Here is a 15,867-nt window from a genome sequence, read left to right as displayed (position 1 = left end):
GACCGATCGAGGCTGCCGGCACAATCTGGAGCTTACGGAGCCAGCCTTCGGCCATGACGAAGGCAAGGAGCCACGCGCACCCAACCTCATCCTGAGGAGCGGCCTCTTGGCCGCGTCTCGAAGGATGAGAAACACGGGCTTTCATGGTTCGAGACGGCGCACCGACAGCGAAGCTGTCGGTGCGCCTCCTCACCATGAGGATCAAGGATCACGGGAACCTGCCATGCGTTTCGACCTGGTCGACCTGCAACTGTTCATCGCCGTGGCCGAGGCGCGCAGCATCACCGGCGGTGCCGAGCGCGCCCATCTGGCGCTGGCGTCGGCCAGCGCGCGGATCAAGGGATTGGAAGCGGCCCTCGGCACTGATCTGGTGAAGCGTGGCCGGCGCGGCATCGAGCTGACCGCGGCGGGCGAAAGCCTGCTCGATCATGCCCGCATCATCCTGCACAATGTCGATGCGATGCGCGGCGACCTCGCGGCTTACGCCGGTGGCACCAAAGCCACGATCCGCCTGCTCACCAACACCTCGGGGTTGTCGGAATATCTGCCGAAGACACTGGCGGCCTTTCTCGGCCTTCATCCGCATCTTTCCATCGATGTCGAGGAGCGCGAAAGCGCCGACATCGCCCAGGCCATCGTATCCGGGGCCGCCGATCTTGGGTTGGCGGCCGAGCATGCCTTGCCGGATACGATCGAGCGGATTGCCTTCAGCGACGACCGTCTGGTGCTGGTCGCCGCGCGCGGCGACGAGCTGGCAAAACGGCGGCAGGTTGATTTTCGCGAAGTGACCGGCCGCGACTTCATCGGCCTGACCACGGCGAGCGCGCTGCATGCGCATATCGCCGGGCATGCGGCGCGGCTCGGCGCGCGTCTGCGCTTCCGGGCTCGGCTCAACAATTTCCATTCGATCGGCCAGATGGTGGCGGCCGGCATCGGCATCGCCGTGATGCCCGAAGTCGCGGCCCGGCGCTGCGCAAAATCGATGCGGATCGGCCTGGTGCGGATTCGCGACCCCTGGGCCAGCCGCAAGCTCGTGATCTGCGCCCGCAGCTTCAAGGCGCTGCCGCGGCCGGCGCAGCAATTGGTGGAGCATTTGCGCAAAGTCGCGCAGCGTTGAAGAAGATCGTAGCCCGGATGAAGCCAACGGTCGGCGCCAAGCGCCGCACGTTGGCGCAATCCGGGACCAGTCTCACCCGGATTTCGCCATCGGCCGCGCATGCGCGCGACCTCCTGGCTCCATCCGGGCTACATAGTCTGCATTTTGAGAGAGACTCCAAGGAGACCAAAATGCTGAAGGTTTGGGGACGGCGCAGCTCGTTCAATGTCCAGAAGGTGATGTGGCTGGTCGGCGAGCTCGGTCTCGAACACGAGCATATCGACGCCGGCGGCAGCTTTGGCGGTCTCGATATGCCGGATTTCCTGGCGATGAATCCGCATGGCCGGGTGCCCGTGATCAGGGAGGGCGATGCGACGGTATGGGAATCCCACGCCATCCTGCGCTACCTGGCGGCGCGCCATGGCGCCGGGCAATTCTGGTCCGCAGATCCCGCTGCTCGCGCCGTTGTCGATGGCTGGATGGACTGGTCGCAGACCGCATTGCAGCCGGATTTCTTGAACGGCGTATTCTGGGGATTCTATCGAACGCCGGAGCACAAGCGCAACTGGCCGGCGATCAATGCCGCGCTGGCACGCTGCGCCGGGCATTTTGCCAAGCTCGACCGCCTGCTCGAGGGCCGGCCGTTCCTGCTGGGGGATGCGTTGACGCTCGCGGACATCACCGCCGGCACGTCGCTGTACCGCTATTTCGAACTGGAGATCGAGCGCCCGGACCTGCCTCAGGTCGAGCGCTGGTACCGCGCGCTGCAGCAGCGTCCGGCCTATCGCGAGCACGTCATGATCCCGTTCGGCGAACTGCGCGGACGGCTCGACTATTGATGGAGCCGCCCCGCCTAGCTGTTCAACAACTTGATCGCCGCTTCGTGCACGCGCGGATCGCCGGCGGCGATGATGCGGCCGCCGCTCTGGGCGGGCTTGCCGTCCCAGGTGGTGACGACGCCGCCGGCGCCGGTGATGATCGGGATCAGGGCCGCGATGTCGTAGGGTTTCAGCTCGGTCTCGATCACGAGGTCGAGGTGGCCGGCGGCCAGCATGCAATAGGAATAGCAATCGCCGCCGTAGCGGACCAGCCGTGCCGCGCCTTCGACGCGGCCGAAGGCGGCGCGGTCGGAAGCGTTCATCAGCAGCGGGCTGGTGGTGAACGCGGTCGCCTCGCCGAGCGAGGCGCAGCGCCGCACCGCCAGTTTCCGCTCGCCCGACGGGCCCTGATAATTTGCCGAGCCGCTGTCGCCGTAAAAGCGCTCACGGATGAACGGCTGGTGCATCATCCCGAACACCGGCGTCCCCTTGTGCAACAGCGCGATCAGGGTGCCCCAGATCGGAAACCCCGCGATGAAGGATTTGGTGCCGTCGATCGGATCCAGCACCCAGACATATTCGGCGTCCTCGTTCTCGCTGCCGAATTCCTCGCCGACGATGCCGTGCTGGGGGAAATTGCCCTTGATCAGCCGCCGCATCACCGCCTCGGCGGCGCGGTCGGCCTCCGTCACCGGATCGAAATCGTGGCTGTTGCTCTTGTTGTCGATCGAGAGCGAGGTCCGGAAGAACGGCAGGATGGTTTCGCCCGACGTGGTCGCGAGGCGGCCGATAAAGGCGGTAAAGTCGATGACCGTCACGGTGGTTCCTTCGGGAATGGAGCGGGGATGTTCTTGCGCCCTTGCCTAGCCCAATCCGGCGGGCCGCGCACCGGTGACGCACACATTATACAGCGGCCGATACCGCTGCCCGCGGCAGCTTTCGGTCCGAATCAGTTCCGGAATCAGCCCGGATCGCGGTGTATTTTCCGGTGGCACCACCGATCACGAAATCGAGAGGTTGAAGCCGGGTGTTCGACGGCGATGTGATCGCCGAGGCGACACCGCGACGAAGCCACTGAAACAGCTAGGAAAACTGCTGGTATACATTGTACATCTGCAGCCCAGCCATGCGTATTTTGCACCGCAAATGAGTCAAAAACCCTTGCACTTTGTGCAGCGCGGTCGCATATTGTTGCGGTGCGGTAGCGCCTCGCGCTATCGCTGCCCTCCTTGGGCGTTTCCTCCCTAGACTTGGGCCGCTTGTTCATTCAAGCGGCCCTTTTTTCTTGGGTGGCTGTCATTCCGGGGCGATGCGGAGCATCGAACCCGGAATCCAGAAGTTGTTGATCGAGATTCCGGGTTCGCTCCCTTCGGTCGCGCCCCGGAATGACGATCCGTGAGAGATCCTACTCCGCCGCGGCCTGGAACGGGCCGAGATCGCCGAGCGGAACCGCGGCCAGCGCATCGGCCAGTGCGGCGAAATCCGCGGTCACCTGGCGGAACCTGGCGCTGCGTTCGCGCCGCCGCTCGTCCATATAGATCGCCCGGTTGAGCTCGAGCTGGATGGTGTGCAGTCCGGATGCCGGATTGCCGTAATGCTCGGTGATGAACCCGCCGGCATAGGGCTTGTTGCGCCCGACCGAATAACCCAGCGCGGTCATGGTTTCCTCGACCATGTCGGGCAGCAGGGCGGCGCAGCTGGTGCCGTAGCGATCGCCGATCACCATGTCCGGCCGCCGCGGCTCGTCGCGCGATACGCCGACCGAGGGCATCGAATGGCAATCCACCAGGATCACGGTGCCGAACGCCTGATGCGCCTTGTTGATCAGCCGGCGCAGCGCGCGGTGATAGGGCTTGTACAGCGCCTCGATCCGCGCCAGCCCGTCATCGACCGAAAGCCGCTCGCGATAGATCTCCTGGCCGTCGCCGACCACGCGCGGGATGGTGCCGAGACCGCCGGCCACCCGCATCGAGCGGGTATTGGCGAAGCTCGGCAGCCGGCCTGCGAACATCCTGGGATCGAGTTCGTAGGGCTCCCGGTTGACGTCGACATAGGAGCGGGGAAAGTTGACCCGGACCGTCGGAAAGCCGCGATCGCTCAAGTCAGCGATCAGTTCGTCCATGAACGAATCTTCGGAGCGGCGCAGTGCGGCCATGTCGATCCGTGACGCGTCGAGGAATTCGCGCGGATAGACCGAGCCGGAATGCGGGGAATTAAAGATGATCGGCGCCCGCCACTCAGCCGGCTCCACGATCTCGAACGGAGGCGACAGTTCGCCATCAAACTGGGGCATCGTCGGGCGCCGTCCCTGCAATCCGCTGCTCTGGATGCGTCGATTCTGCCAGAAAAACGGTGTTCTTATGAGACGGCATTGTCGGTAATCACAATCATTCTGCCAAGCGAAAAAAGATTGAAACGCCCTGGAACGCTTCCCAGGGGCCGAAAACCCCCGGCTTCATTGCCTTGCGGCGCATTCCAGTCCAGAAATGGCGCCGTCCGCCGCCCGACCGCGCGCCCCCTTTAACCCAAATTTACCCTCTGTCGGGCTTAGTGGGTGAACTGATCCTCCAATTCGGATTCGACGACCCATCCCCATGCACAAAATCCTCCTCGCCGAAGACGACAACGATATGCGCCGCTTCCTGGTCAAGGCGCTTGAAAACGCCGGTTTTCAGGTCTCGTCCCACGACAACGGCATGTCCGCCTATCAGCGGCTGCGCGAGGAGCCGTTCGAAATGCTGCTCACCGATATCGTGATGCCTGAAATGGACGGTATCGAGCTGGCGCGCCGCGCCTCGGAACTCGATCCCGACATCAAGATCATGTTCATCACCGGCTTTGCCGCCGTGGCGCTCAATTCCGATTCGGAAGCCCCGAAAAACGCCAAGGTGCTGTCGAAGCCGGTCCACCTTCGCGAATTGGTCAGCGAAGTGAACAAGATGCTGGCGGCCTGATCAGGTCGCTTATTACCGGTCCAGCGTGCTTGCCTGCCCGCTTTGGAGCCGATATACGGACCCCACCCGTGAAGAACACCCTGTGAGGGGCGCGTAGCTCAGCGGGAGAGCACCTCGTTGACATCGAGGGGGTCACAGGTTCGATCCCTGTCGCGCCCACCATCCAATTCCCCGATCCAGGATATTTCCGGCCGGTTCGGCCGGACCGCCAATCCGGCGGCGGCCGCCAGCATGCGGCCAGCCCGGTTCAGCCAGCCAGGCTCAGATCGAACTGACGATCGGTCACCACCGACGGGGCAAACAGGCATTCCTCGGCCGGCGCCGGCGCGGTCTCATCCCTGACGACGATGGTGACGTTCCAGCCTTCGCTGGCCCATACCCGCGCCTTGGCAATTGCGATCAGCGAACTGTCCCGCTGCATGGTGACGGTCTCGCCGTCTCTCTTCGCCACGATTTCGAACGCCATGTCACTTCCCCGATGCTCACTACAGGGGAATAGGTGTGGTTTAGACGTTTGACTGCAATTCGCCTGCACCGTGTCGATTTGGCGGCGAGGCTGGATCCGAATCGGGCAGCGGGAGGCCAATCGCTCGTGAAGCAGCGGGGCTTATTTGGGCCGAACTTGTGCTGACTGATCTACTTTCTCGATATGTATTTTCAAACGTCCCGATAAAAATTCGGAATGATACTCAGTGATCAAGAAAATAGTCGCAAAATCTCGTGATTGAGTTTGCATCCAAAATTCACTGTTGTTCGCGACGTGCTTTTGCCATCTGATCAGTTGCTTTTCATAGTCACTAGCTGGGTAATTCGAGAGGTCGAGCAACACAGCCTTCTCACTTCGCGGATCAATCGAAAGAAAGCGACCAGACAAAAAACCAAGTTATTACGAGAATGAAGCTGCCGACGTACGCCCCAAGAAATGCAGCAAGAAACCGCTTCTTGCTATTTTTCTCCGGTTGCGTTCCAAGCTCTAAATTCCAAACTAACTCCAGCGCTGTAAGTAGACCGCGTAACGGCCTGAAAAGCCACTTTGACACGCCATCCTTGAGAACTGGTGCTGCCGCGGGTTCCTGTGGAGATGGATTGGTCTCATCAGAAGCTCTGGCGATTTCATTGGAAACCGGTTTGGCTTCTTCATCATCATCGCTGGCACCAGCCGTCATTCTCTGAAATCCAGAAAATGAAAGTGAAAACCATAGGTTATCGAAACGCGCCTTGCAACCTCATATTGCATCGCAGCAATCGGCATTTTTCGCCCGCAGTTCACCTTTGCGTCCGCGTACCACGCGCCACCTAGCGCCGCCTTTGCCGCTGGGGGCTTTGTCGGCGGGGCTCTCGGAGCATCTTTCCAATGGTTGCGGCGCGGCTCACCAATACCAGAACGCGGATTCTCGCCTATAACGCGGACGATGCTGACGTGAGGATGCACTGACAGGGGGCGGCTGACTCACGCAGATCAAAGGGGAGAGGTCAGACCAGTTTCACTTGAAAACCTTTGGCGGCCCACGTTCCGCCTCAGGCCTGCGCGGCGATCCGGCGCGGGGTCTCGTGCACCACCATTTGTCCCAACGGGCAGATCTGCGCCTTGATCTGCTCCGCGACTTCACGCGGGTCCATGTCCGGATTGCACAAGAGGATATCGACCAGCAGCAAATGATACTCCGGCCATGTTGTCAGCACGATGTGCGACTCGCCGAGGAAGATCGCGATGGTGAGACCGTGCGGGACGTAGCGCACTTCGTACTCGCCGACGATGGTGGCGCCCACCGACTGCGCCGCGGTCTTGGCGGCTTCCGCGAGCGCCTTCGCGTCATCGATGATCTCGGGACACTCGTACAGTTCGGCGAGGATATGGGTCATCAGCATCGAGACGCTCCTTCGGTCCGGACCGATCCGAATGCCTGGCCCAACTCGCAATTGTACGGGGTGTGTGCGATAAGGCCCTAGTTAACCGAATTGCCAACGAGATCAAGAAGTAATGGCCGCCACGTCGATTCTGGACCTGATAGCGCAGGCGACGCGTTTGCGCGAGGGATCCGCCGGCGTCCAGGCTTTGCTGCGCGCGGTCTACCGTGCCGGCTCGCTGCGCCTGCAGGATGCCGCGCGCGAGGCGCGGTTGCCGCTGCCGGTGGCGAGCGCGGTGCGCCGCGAGCTGGAAAAGGCCGGGCTGCTCGAACGCAAGCAGGGGCTGTCGCTGACCGGCGACGGCCGCGAATTCGTCGAGCGCGATCTCGGCATGCGAACCCAGCTCGACATCACCTGCGCTACCTGCGCCGGGCATGGCATCGTCATCCCGGATTCCCTCAAAGCCGAAGTCGAACGTCTGGCGGAGATCATCACCGGCGCGCCGTCGGTCGACGTCACGCTCGACCAGGCGCCCTGCATGCCCGACACCGCGATGCGCCGCGCGCTGTTGATGCTGCAGAACGGCGCGCTCGAGGGCAAACGCGTGCTGCTGCTCGGTGACGACGATTCGGTGTCGATCGCGATCGGCTTGCTGGGCCGCGCGCTCCGCAAGAACGACCTTACCAAGGGCGATCTCACCCGCGGCGTCACCGTCGTCGATGCCGACGAACGTCGCATTTCGTTTCTGCGCGAGGCCGCTGCGCGCGAGCAGCTGGCTCTCGACGTCGTCCATCACGATCTGCGCCATCAGTTGCCGGCGGGCCTGCTCGGTTCGTTCGACACGATCGAGACCGACCCGCCCTATACGCTGGAAGGCGCGCGGCTGTTTCTGGCCCGCGGCTGCGAAGCGCTGACGACGGAAGCGGACGGCCATTGCTTCTTCTCTTTCACGCACTGGCCCGCGTCGCAGATGCTGGAGCTGCAGAAGGTTTTTACCGAACTCGGTCTCGCGGTGCGCGCGGTGTGGCCAAACTTCAACCGCTATGCCGGCGCCAGCATGCTCGGCAATCTCGGCCAGCTGATCGAACTCGTCCATGTCGCAGGATCGGCCACTGCGTTGCCGGATTTCAGCGGCCCGCTCTATACCGCCGAGGTCAATCCACGGCTGCGCGTCTATGCCTGCACCGATTGCGGCAAGGAGATCGTGCTCGGCGAGGACGGTATCCCGGCCACTATCGAAGAAGCCAAGATTGCAGGCTGCCGCTCTTGCGGCGGGCATGTGTTCCGCCGGCAGTCGGTCCGGACGTCATGAACGGCGCGTCTGCCAACTGAGTTCGGCGCCGGTGCGCCAAAGAATATCAATCTGATGGGTATGAAAAATGTCTGACAAACCAAGTTTCCGTCTGCGTCCCCTCGAGGAAAAGGATCTCGCGACCGTCGCGGTGTTCGAAGGGGAAATCGCCAAAATCTCGTTTCCCGACGATCCGATCACGGACGTCAATTTCTACGTCAAGAAGCTGAAGCAGCTGATGGCCAACAAGGACGCCGCCGCCTTCGTCGCCGAGAGCGGCGGCGAAGTGGTCGGTTGGGCCAATGTCAGCCAGCGGCAGAATTTCATCACCAAGGAAAAATACGCCGACTTCCACAGCATCTACGTCGCGCCCTCGCAGCGCGGCGGCGGCGTGGTGGCGGCGCTGGTCGAGGCGGTGTTCGACCACTGCCGAAAGAAAAACATGGGCAAGGTGGTGTTCCGCACCCGCGCCGACAACGAGCGCATGAAGTCGGTGCTGGCCCGCGTCGGCTTCGTGCCGACGCAGATCTACTACGAGAAGGCGTTCGACAAAGAGGGCGGGGAGTAGACGGCGCTGCTCTTGCTCCCCGCCCTCCACGCGCCCTTGCGCGTGGCGGGGCGGGGTCGGGGGTGGGGGGTGCCTCAGCAAATTCGTGGGCAGTTGTACGCGCCTACGACTCGCACTGAGTGCGCCGATATACCCCCCACCCCCGACCCCTCCCCACCGCTGCGCGGGGGGAGGGGAGAAGAACAGTTCACCGCGCCGGCATCATGAACACATCATAACGTACCGTCTTGCCGCCGATCGAGTGCGACGGTTTTCGCAAGCCCTCCAGCGGCGCCGCGCGCAGCGGCCATTTCAGCACCACGCGCCTGCAGTCGGTGGCCAGCGCCGCCTGCATCAGCTCCAACGCGTCGGGATCGGTCCCGACCAGCTCGCGCAGCAGCCGCATCTCCTGCTTCACTTCAGCGCTGTTGGTGCGCGGCGGGTGCATCGGATCGACGATCACGGTATCGGCGCGCAGGCCGGGCAGCAGGTCGCGGGCATCGCCTGATATCAATGTCATTCGCGCCACCACGGCGGCGAGTTCGGGGTTTTCAGCCGCCGCCCGCGCCAACGCATCGCGCAAGTGGTCATGAACTTCCCGGGAGCGCTCCAGCAGGGTGACCTGGGCGCCGATTGTGGCGAGCATAAACGCATCGCGGCCGAGTCCGGCGGTGGCGTCGATGATGGTCGGAACGGTGCCCTTGCCAAAGCCGGCGGCCCGCGCCAGCGCATCCTTGCGCGAAGCGCCGGACCTGAATCGATAGCCGACGGCACCGTTGACGAAGTCGAACGCGGATTGCAGCTGGCTCGTGCTCAAGGAAACGCAGTCCCGGTATGCCTGACCCTACGGCTCCACGGCATAGCAGCCTGCTTAACAAACTCCCAACAATTTTCGGCAAGTTGCGCGCGCCGATAACCTTCATAAGTTAGGTTAAATTCAGAGCGCGATTGCGGTCCGCGCGCGGCATTGTATTGATCATTGCATGTCCAATTCATTTCACACCGCCGACAAGGGTACGCACCGCCGGGTCATGCTGGTCGGCCTGATGTTTTGCGCCGCCTTTGTCGCGTTCTCCTTCTTTGCCCGCGAGCAGCCCGCCAACACCTACGTTCTCCAGAAGGCCGACAAGCTGGTTCGTACCGCCGGCGCGCCACCGCTGGCGAACTAAACAGCTGCGAAGGCCCGGCTGAATTGCCTGCGGCCGGGTCATCCCGCAGCCGGACTGGCCCCGCGCTGCCGCGCCGCCAGCTGGCGGATCAGCCGTGCGACGATTTGCGCCGCATCGGATGGCGGATGGTGCGAACTCAGCGACATCCAGGTGGTCTGCAGGATCTTCGGCCTCAGAATCGGAATCGCGACCAGTTCGCCCGCCGCGATCTCCCGCGAAAATACCTCGCGTGGCGAGATGGTGGCGAGGTCGGAGGCGAGCAGGACGTCGCGGATCAACGGGGTGGAGCCGGCCTCGAAGCGGATGTCGAGTTCGAAATGCTGCGACGCCGCCAGGCCCGTCAGCACGCTGGTCAGGCTGTTGGGACGCACCGGCAGCGCCAGCGGGATTTCAGCCAGCGATCGCACCGCCAGTTCGCGGCGGCGCGCCATCGGATGATCGCGCCGCGCGATCAAATGCACCTCGGCGCGGGCCAGCGCCTCGGCATTGGCGACCCGGCCGCGCCGGTAGCGATTGTAGATCGCGATCTCGACGCGTCCCGAGGCCAGCCATTCCTCGACCTGGCCGCTATAGGCTTCCAGCGCGCGCAGCCGGATGCCTGGCGCGCTGCCGCGCAGTTCGGCGGCGAGCGATGCGACCAGTCCGCGCGATGCCACCGGCACCGCCCCGAGCGTGACTTCGCCGTGCGGCTCGGCGCGCTCGCCGCGCGCAGCGTCGATCCAGGCGGCGGCGTCCGCGACCAGCGCGCGGGCCCGCGGCAGCATGCGTTCGCCGAGTTCGGTCAGCACCACGCCGCGCCCGGTGCGGTGAAACAGCCGCCCGCCGATGCCGCGCTCCAGCGCCGAAATCTGGCGGCTCAGCGCCGACTGCGCGCTCGCCGTGATCGCGGCCGTCCGGGCGTAGCTGCCGTTGGCCGCGACGTCGACGAAGGTCTTGAGCTGTTTGATATCCATCGATTTGTGAAATGCGATTCTGGCAATTCTGGTTTATCGGAAGTGACTATATCGCATGACAGAGGCGGCGGCTAGGCTCAGTGAATGGCTGCTTCCTCCATTGCGATCCCGACGCCTGCTCCGACCGGTCCTTTGGCGGGACTGCGGGTGCTCGACATCTCCACGGTCGTCGCCGGCCCGTTCGCGTCCGCCCTGCTCGGCGATCTCGGCGCCGACGTGCTGAAAGTGGAAATACCCGGGGTAGGCGACGCGCTGCGCCGGCTGGCGCCGCATAAGGACGGCGTGCCGCTGTGGTGGAAGGTCACCAACCGCAACAAGAAGGGCATCACCCTCGATCTGCGCAAACCGGACGGCAAGGAACTGCTCGGCCGCCTCGTCGCGGAGCATGACGTTCTGGTCGAGAATTTCCGCACCGGGACGCTGGACGAATGGAGCATCACCCGGGACTGGTTGCAGGCGATCAACCCGCGGCTGACCATCCTGCGCGTCACCGGGTTCGGACAGACCGGACCCTATCGCAACACCCCCGGCTTCGCCCGCGTGTTCGAGGCGATGAGCGGCTTCACCCGGATGTGCGGCGAGGAGGGCGGCACGCCGCTGCATCTCGGCTATCCGATCTCGGACGCGGTCGGCGGCCTGTTCGGCGCGATCGGCGTGCTCGCCGATCTCTACCGGCTGAAGAGCGATCCTTCGCTGCGCGGCCAGGAGATCGATTGCTCCGTCACCGAGGCGATGATGCGCACGCTGGATTTCCTCGCCATCGAATATGACCAGCTCGGCACCGTGCGGACCCAGAGCGGCAACCGCAGCCAGTACGCCGCACCCGGCAATATCTACGCGACCTCGGACGGCAAATGGGCCTCCATCGCGGCATCGACGCAAAGCATCTTCGAACGATTCTGCGCAGCGCTCGACCTGCGGGATCTGCTCGGCGATCCGCGCTTTGTCGATAATCCATCGCGGGTGAAAAACTGGCAGGCGATCGACGCCATCGTGCGCGAGGCCATCTCCCGCCTGACGCTGGACGATCTGCGCGGCCGCCTGCACGCGCACGAGGTCGGCTTCTCACCGATCTACGATGCCGCCGATATCTTCGCCGACCCCCACTTCATCGCGCGCGAAGCCATCGTCAGCGTGGCCGACGACGAACTCGGCGATGTCAGGATGCAATGCGTGGTGCCGCGGTTCTCGGAAACCCCGGTGTCGGTGCGCTGCGCCGGCCCCGCGCTCGGCCAGCACAATGACGAGACCTATGGTGCGTTGGGATTGACGGCTCAGGAGATCGGGCGGCTGCGCGCCGCCGGAACAATCTGAATAGAATCAAAGGAGGGAGCGACATGCGGGGCTTGCTGGTAGTTGTCACGGCGCTGGTTCTGACCCTGAGCGATGCGCGGTGTGCCGATCTCACGCGCATCCTGGTCGGCTTCCCGCCGGGGCAGGCGACCGACCTGGTCGCGCGCCTGTTGGCCGAGCGGCTCGGTCCGACGCTGGGCGAAACCGTGATCGTGGAAAACCGGCCGGGGCAGGGCGGCAGCATTGCGCTGGCCTCATTGGCGCAGTCGCCGGCGGATGGCCATACGCTGGTGCTGGCGCCGCTGGCCTCGCTGGTGGTCAATCCGCATCTGTACAAATCCGTCGGCTACAACACGCGAAGGGATTTCGCGCCGGTGGCGCTGGTCGCCGATCTGCCGATGCTGCTGGTGGTCAATCCGGAGCTGCCGGTGAAGACCGTCGCTGAACTGATCGCCTATGCCAAGGCCAACCCGGAAAAACTTGCGCATCCCTCATCGGGCAACGGCACGCTGTCGCATCTCGGCATGGAAGTGTTCAAGCAGCGCGCCGGCATCACCATCCTGCATGTGCCCTATCGCGGCAGCGTGCCCGCGATGACCGACCTGATGACCGGGATCGTCGGCGTTGCCATGGACACCGTCGCCGTCACCGAACCGTTCATCCGCGGCGACAAGATGCGGCTGATCGCCAGCGCCTACGGCAAACGTGTCGCGGCCTTCCCCGATACCCCGACCGTGGCCGAGCAGGGCTTTGCGGAAGTCGACCTCTCGGCCTGGCTCGGCATTGTCGCATCATCAGCGACGCCGAAGGCGCGGGTCGATCGTCTGGGGGCCGCGATCAACAGGATCATCCAGTCGCCCGAGATATCAGCGAAATTCACCGGTCTCGGCGCCATCCCGCGCGACGAGGGACCGGCGGCGTTCAGCGCCTTTCTCGCCAGCGAGGACGCGCGCTGGAGCGCGGTCGTCAAGGCCTCGGGCCTGCGGATCGAATGAGACGGATCATCGCAAAGCAGAGGCCGCGGCGACATTGCGCAGGCCCGCGAGCCGCATGATGGACCCCGCCGCCAGCTTCTGCGCGAGTTCCATGCTGCTTTCGTCGTCGGCGCTGTCGGCTTCATCAAGATAAATGTTCGACAACTGCTCGGCGCGGCGCAGCGCGCGGCGCTTGATCGTCTCATGGTCTCCGGGTGCGGGTTCGATGCCGCTTTGGTCTGACGGCGTCAGGAAATTCGGCGGCAGGCGCGAGGGATCCATGGCCAGCAGTTGGTCGCGCTGCGCCGGCGTCAACCCTTGCGACCACGCGATGATATCCCTGAGCAGCAGACTTTCCAGCAGCGCCGCTGATGCCCGCTCGTCGGAAGCCGCGCCGTCATCGGCCGCGGTCTTCTCGCTCCTCCAGGCCAGCCGGCGCTCGCGGCGCCATCGATTGCCGTCGGACAGCGCTTCCCGCGCCAGGCTTTCCGCCGTGAGCCGTACCTGCGGATCTTCGGCGAGTGCGATGACGTAGGTCCAGAATACGAAGGCGCGCTGGCGGTCGCGGGCCGCGAGCGCCCACGCGGTGTAGGGCGTCGCCAGGCTGGAGTTCCCGATCTCGGCGATCTCGGTCGCGGCGACGAGATCGATCGGCGCCCAGCGCAGATCGGAGCCATCGGGGCGCTTGCCGCAGGCGGCGAGGCAGGCCGCGGACAGGCTGTCGCAGCGCTCGCGCTCGCGGGCCGAGAGTACCGGGAACACGGCGTGCACCGGCAGCAGGTGCTCATCGGGCTGCGTGGCCAGTGCGCCGTAGCGCTGCGTGGCCTTCTGCGCCTGATCGAACGCAATGGCATAAAGCTCGCTGAGGCTTGCCACAGGAGCGGGCGGCACGGCGGTCAGCAGCGGCTCTTTGCGCATGTCGGGCCCTCTTTTGAAATAAGTTTGAACCAATCAGACTGCGGCTTGTTTGATCCAGCGCAAGCAGCGGTTCTGCGAGGTGCTCTAGGCTGCTTTTCGGTGCTTGCGATCCAGAACAACGGCGTTCTGCTGACATCTGGAAGAAGCAACTTTGCGAAAATCCGTCAACATTTATGCCCTTTTGGGGATTCTGGCCGTTTTCGGCTGGATTGCCATGCTTGGAGAGGCGCGCGCTGCGGGCCGTCTCGGCGAATACCTTGGCAAGGCAGAGCCGGCCGAACTGGTCGCGGGTGCGAATCGCTTCGGGCCGCCGCAGGGCGATCCGGCGATTGTGCCCGCGCTCAAGGACGATCAACTGCTCGGCTACGTCTACCTCAACTCCGACTTTGCCAATGCGACGGGTTATTCCGGCAAGCCGATCCAGCTTCTGGTCGGCATCACGCCGAAAGGCGTGGTGACCGGGCTCAAGATGGTCGAGCACAAGGAGCCGATCGTTCTCCTTGGCATTCCGGAAAAGCGCGTGGTGGATGCCGTCAATAAATTGATCGGCGCGGACATGGACCGCGTGGCGCGCGGCACTGCGCCCGCCCCGCAGGTCGACATCGTCAGCGGCGCCACGGTCACCGTGCTGGTGATGGGCGACAGCATCGTCCGCTCCGCGACCAAGCTGATCAAGGGAGGCCGGCTCGGCGGTCAGGATGGGGCCGCCGTTGCCGCGGCGCCGCAAGTCAAGAAGGCGATCGATCCCGGCAAAGGCGAGATTCGCGACTGGGAGACCCTTGTCGGCGATGGGTCCATCCGCCGGCTGGTGCTTTCCGTCGACGACGTCAACAAGGCCTTCGAAAAATCCGGCAATGCCGCGGCCGTCGCGCATCCGGAAGAGGGCGACCCGGACGACACCTTTATCGATCTCTATGTCGCCGACGTTGCGGTGCCGGCCATCGGCCGCAGCCTGCTCGGCGAGAACGGATTCAACCGGCTGGCCAGCCGGCTCAAGCCCGGTCAGCAGGCCCTCGTCGTCGCGGGATCAGGGCGTTACTCCTTCAAGGGCGCGGCCTATGTCCGCGGCGGCATCTTCGACCGCGTCGAATTGATCCAGGACACCAACAGCATCCGCTTTCGCGACCGCGACCACACCCGGCTGGGAAGCCTTGAAGCCGAAGGCGCGCCGCACTTTCCCGAAATCGCGCTGTTCGTGCTGCCGCCGGAATTTACCTTCGATCCGACCGAACCCTGGGTGCTGCAACTGCTGGTCCAGCGCGTCGTTGGCGCCAAGGACAAGGCCTGGCTCACCTTCGATCTCGGCTACACGCTGCCGAACGGCTATATCAAGCGCGAACCGATGGCGCCGGCACCGCAGCAGGCGGCCAAATCTTCGGCATCTCCTGCCGCAACGCCGGGAACGCCAGCCGCCGCATCGCCCAGGCCCGCGACAGGTTTCGTCGCCGAAGACGAACCGCTGTGGATGAAGATCTGGCGCGGCAACGTCGTCAGCATCGGCGTAACGGTCGCAGCACTCGGCGCGCTGACCCTGATCTTCTTCTTTCAGAATACTCTGGTGCGCCGCCCCCGGGTCTATGTCTGGGTCCGCCGCGGCTATCTGCTGTTCATTCTGGTCTGGCTCGGCTGGTACGCCAATGCCCAGCTCTCGGTGGTCAACGTCCTGACCTTCGGCAATTCACTGCTGACCGGGTTCTGCGGGGAATATTTCCTGTCGGCGCCCTTGATCTTCCTGCTCTGGGCCGCGATCGCCGCGGGGTTGCTGTTCTGGGGGCGCGGGCCGTTCTGCGGTTGGCTCTGTCCGTTCGGCGCGCTGCAGGAATTGCTCAACAACATCGCCCAGGCGGTCAAGATCCCGCAATACCGGCTGCCATGGGGGCTGCACGAGCGGCTGTGGCCGATCAAGTACATCATCTTCCTCGGCCTGTTCGGCATGTCGCTGTATTCTACCGCGCTCGCCGAGCAACTGGCCGAGGTCGAGCCGTTCAAGACCACCATCGTGCTGA

General features: G+C 64.1%; 17 protein-coding genes and 1 tRNA gene. 10 read left to right on the top strand and 8 right to left on the bottom strand.

Translation table 11 applies throughout. The features are described 5' to 3' along the window. Window positions 1-223: 223 nt before the first annotated feature. Both Q7T45_RS16915 and Q7T45_RS16910 read left to right on the top strand, forming a co-directional pair. Window positions 224-1,117, top strand: coding sequence for a LysR substrate-binding domain-containing protein (locus Q7T45_RS16915; protein WP_304872097.1), 894 nt, complete (start codon window positions 224-226; stop codon window positions 1,115-1,117). Window positions 1,118-1,287: 170 nt separating this feature from the next. Then, the gene (locus Q7T45_RS16910) at window positions 1,288-1,935 is read left to right on the top strand and encodes a glutathione S-transferase family protein (protein ID WP_304872096.1); all 648 of its coding nucleotides are present in this window, start codon (window positions 1,288-1,290) and stop codon (window positions 1,933-1,935) included. 14 nt (window positions 1,936-1,949) lie between these two features. Here the strand turns inward: Q7T45_RS16910 and hisN are convergent, their stop codons facing one another. Further along, complete coding sequence (hisN, locus tag Q7T45_RS16905; RefSeq protein WP_304872095.1) at window positions 1,950-2,732, bottom strand: histidinol-phosphatase; 783 nt, start codon at window positions 2,730-2,732, stop codon at window positions 1,950-1,952. A 587-nt stretch (window positions 2,733-3,319) separates the two neighbouring features. After that, a complete protein-coding gene (locus Q7T45_RS16900) occupies window positions 3,320-4,207 on the bottom strand; it encodes an N-formylglutamate amidohydrolase (protein ID WP_304872094.1) in 888 nt (295 codons plus the stop codon). Window positions 4,208-4,508: 301 nt separating this feature from the next. Here Q7T45_RS16900 and cpdR point away from each other — a divergent pair, with 301 nt between their 5' ends. After that, on the top strand, window positions 4,509-4,868 hold the full coding sequence (cpdR, locus tag Q7T45_RS16895) for a cell cycle two-component system response regulator CpdR (RefSeq protein ID WP_140976363.1): 360 nt from the start codon (window positions 4,509-4,511) through the stop codon (window positions 4,866-4,868). A gap of 87 nt (window positions 4,869-4,955) precedes the next feature. Beyond that, window positions 4,956-5,030: transfer RNA gene (locus tag Q7T45_RS16890), tRNA-Val, on the top strand. Between the two features lie 85 nt (window positions 5,031-5,115). Here Q7T45_RS16890 and Q7T45_RS16885 read toward each other — a convergent pair. From Q7T45_RS16885 to Q7T45_RS16875, 3 genes are all read right to left on the bottom strand, one after another. Further along, window positions 5,116-5,334 (bottom strand): hypothetical protein, encoded by a 219-nt coding sequence (locus tag Q7T45_RS16885; protein WP_304740536.1) that lies wholly within the window; start codon window positions 5,332-5,334, stop codon window positions 5,116-5,118. Between the two features lie 382 nt (window positions 5,335-5,716). Further along, window positions 5,717-6,034, bottom strand: coding sequence for a hypothetical protein (locus Q7T45_RS16880; protein WP_304872093.1), 318 nt, complete (start codon window positions 6,032-6,034; stop codon window positions 5,717-5,719). A gap of 352 nt (window positions 6,035-6,386) precedes the next feature. Then, entirely contained in the window at window positions 6,387-6,737 is a 351-nt protein-coding gene (locus tag Q7T45_RS16875; protein WP_304872092.1) for an S-adenosylmethionine decarboxylase family protein, read from the bottom strand. A 112-nt stretch (window positions 6,738-6,849) separates the two neighbouring features. Here Q7T45_RS16875 and Q7T45_RS16870 point away from each other — a divergent pair, with 112 nt between their 5' ends. Together Q7T45_RS16870 and Q7T45_RS16865 are read left to right on the top strand one after the other, a co-directional pair. Further along, complete coding sequence (locus Q7T45_RS16870) at window positions 6,850-8,028, top strand: bis-aminopropyl spermidine synthase family protein (RefSeq protein WP_304872091.1); 1,179 nt, start codon at window positions 6,850-6,852, stop codon at window positions 8,026-8,028. Window positions 8,029-8,095: 67 nt separating this feature from the next. Continuing rightward, entirely contained in the window at window positions 8,096-8,575 is a 480-nt protein-coding gene (locus Q7T45_RS16865; protein ID WP_304872090.1) for a GNAT family N-acetyltransferase, read from the top strand. Window positions 8,576-8,762: 187 nt separating this feature from the next. On the opposite strand, the gene Q7T45_RS16860 is transcribed toward Q7T45_RS16865, so the two are convergent. After that, complete coding sequence (locus Q7T45_RS16860) at window positions 8,763-9,371, bottom strand: class I SAM-dependent methyltransferase (protein WP_304872089.1); 609 nt, start codon at window positions 9,369-9,371, stop codon at window positions 8,763-8,765. Window positions 9,372-9,537: 166 nt separating this feature from the next. On the opposite strand from Q7T45_RS16860, the gene Q7T45_RS16855 reads away from it, so the two are divergent. Then, on the top strand, window positions 9,538-9,723 hold the full coding sequence (locus Q7T45_RS16855) for a hypothetical protein (RefSeq protein WP_304745140.1): 186 nt from the start codon (window positions 9,538-9,540) through the stop codon (window positions 9,721-9,723). 38 nt (window positions 9,724-9,761) lie between these two features. On the opposite strand, the gene Q7T45_RS16850 is transcribed toward Q7T45_RS16855, so the two are convergent. Next, window positions 9,762-10,676: a LysR family transcriptional regulator gene (locus Q7T45_RS16850; RefSeq protein ID WP_304872088.1), complete on the bottom strand. Its 915-nt coding sequence runs from the start codon at window positions 10,674-10,676 to the stop codon at window positions 9,762-9,764. A gap of 84 nt (window positions 10,677-10,760) precedes the next feature. Between Q7T45_RS16850 and Q7T45_RS16845 the strand changes: the two genes are divergently transcribed. Further along, a complete protein-coding gene (locus Q7T45_RS16845) occupies window positions 10,761-11,990 on the top strand; it encodes a CaiB/BaiF CoA-transferase family protein (RefSeq protein WP_304872087.1) in 1,230 nt (409 codons plus the stop codon). Window positions 11,991-12,013: 23 nt separating this feature from the next. Continuing rightward, entirely contained in the window at window positions 12,014-12,964 is a 951-nt protein-coding gene (locus Q7T45_RS16840; protein WP_304872086.1) for a tripartite tricarboxylate transporter substrate binding protein, read from the top strand. 6 nt (window positions 12,965-12,970) lie between these two features. On the opposite strand, the gene Q7T45_RS16835 is transcribed toward Q7T45_RS16840, so the two are convergent. After that, entirely contained in the window at window positions 12,971-13,861 is an 891-nt protein-coding gene (locus tag Q7T45_RS16835) for a hypothetical protein (protein WP_304872085.1), read from the bottom strand. Window positions 13,862-14,075: 214 nt separating this feature from the next. On the opposite strand from Q7T45_RS16835, the gene Q7T45_RS16830 reads away from it, so the two are divergent. Beyond that, window positions 14,076-15,867: 4Fe-4S binding protein (locus Q7T45_RS16830; RefSeq protein WP_304872084.1), on the top strand; the 1,792-nt coding region annotated here is incomplete at its 3' end.

Origin of the sequence: Bradyrhizobium sp. (assembly GCF_030646015.1) — a bacterium.
In the GTDB taxonomy this organism is placed as follows: Bacteria; Pseudomonadota; Alphaproteobacteria; order Rhizobiales; family Xanthobacteraceae; genus Bradyrhizobium.
This window is presented reverse-complemented; position numbering and strand designations above follow the sequence as displayed.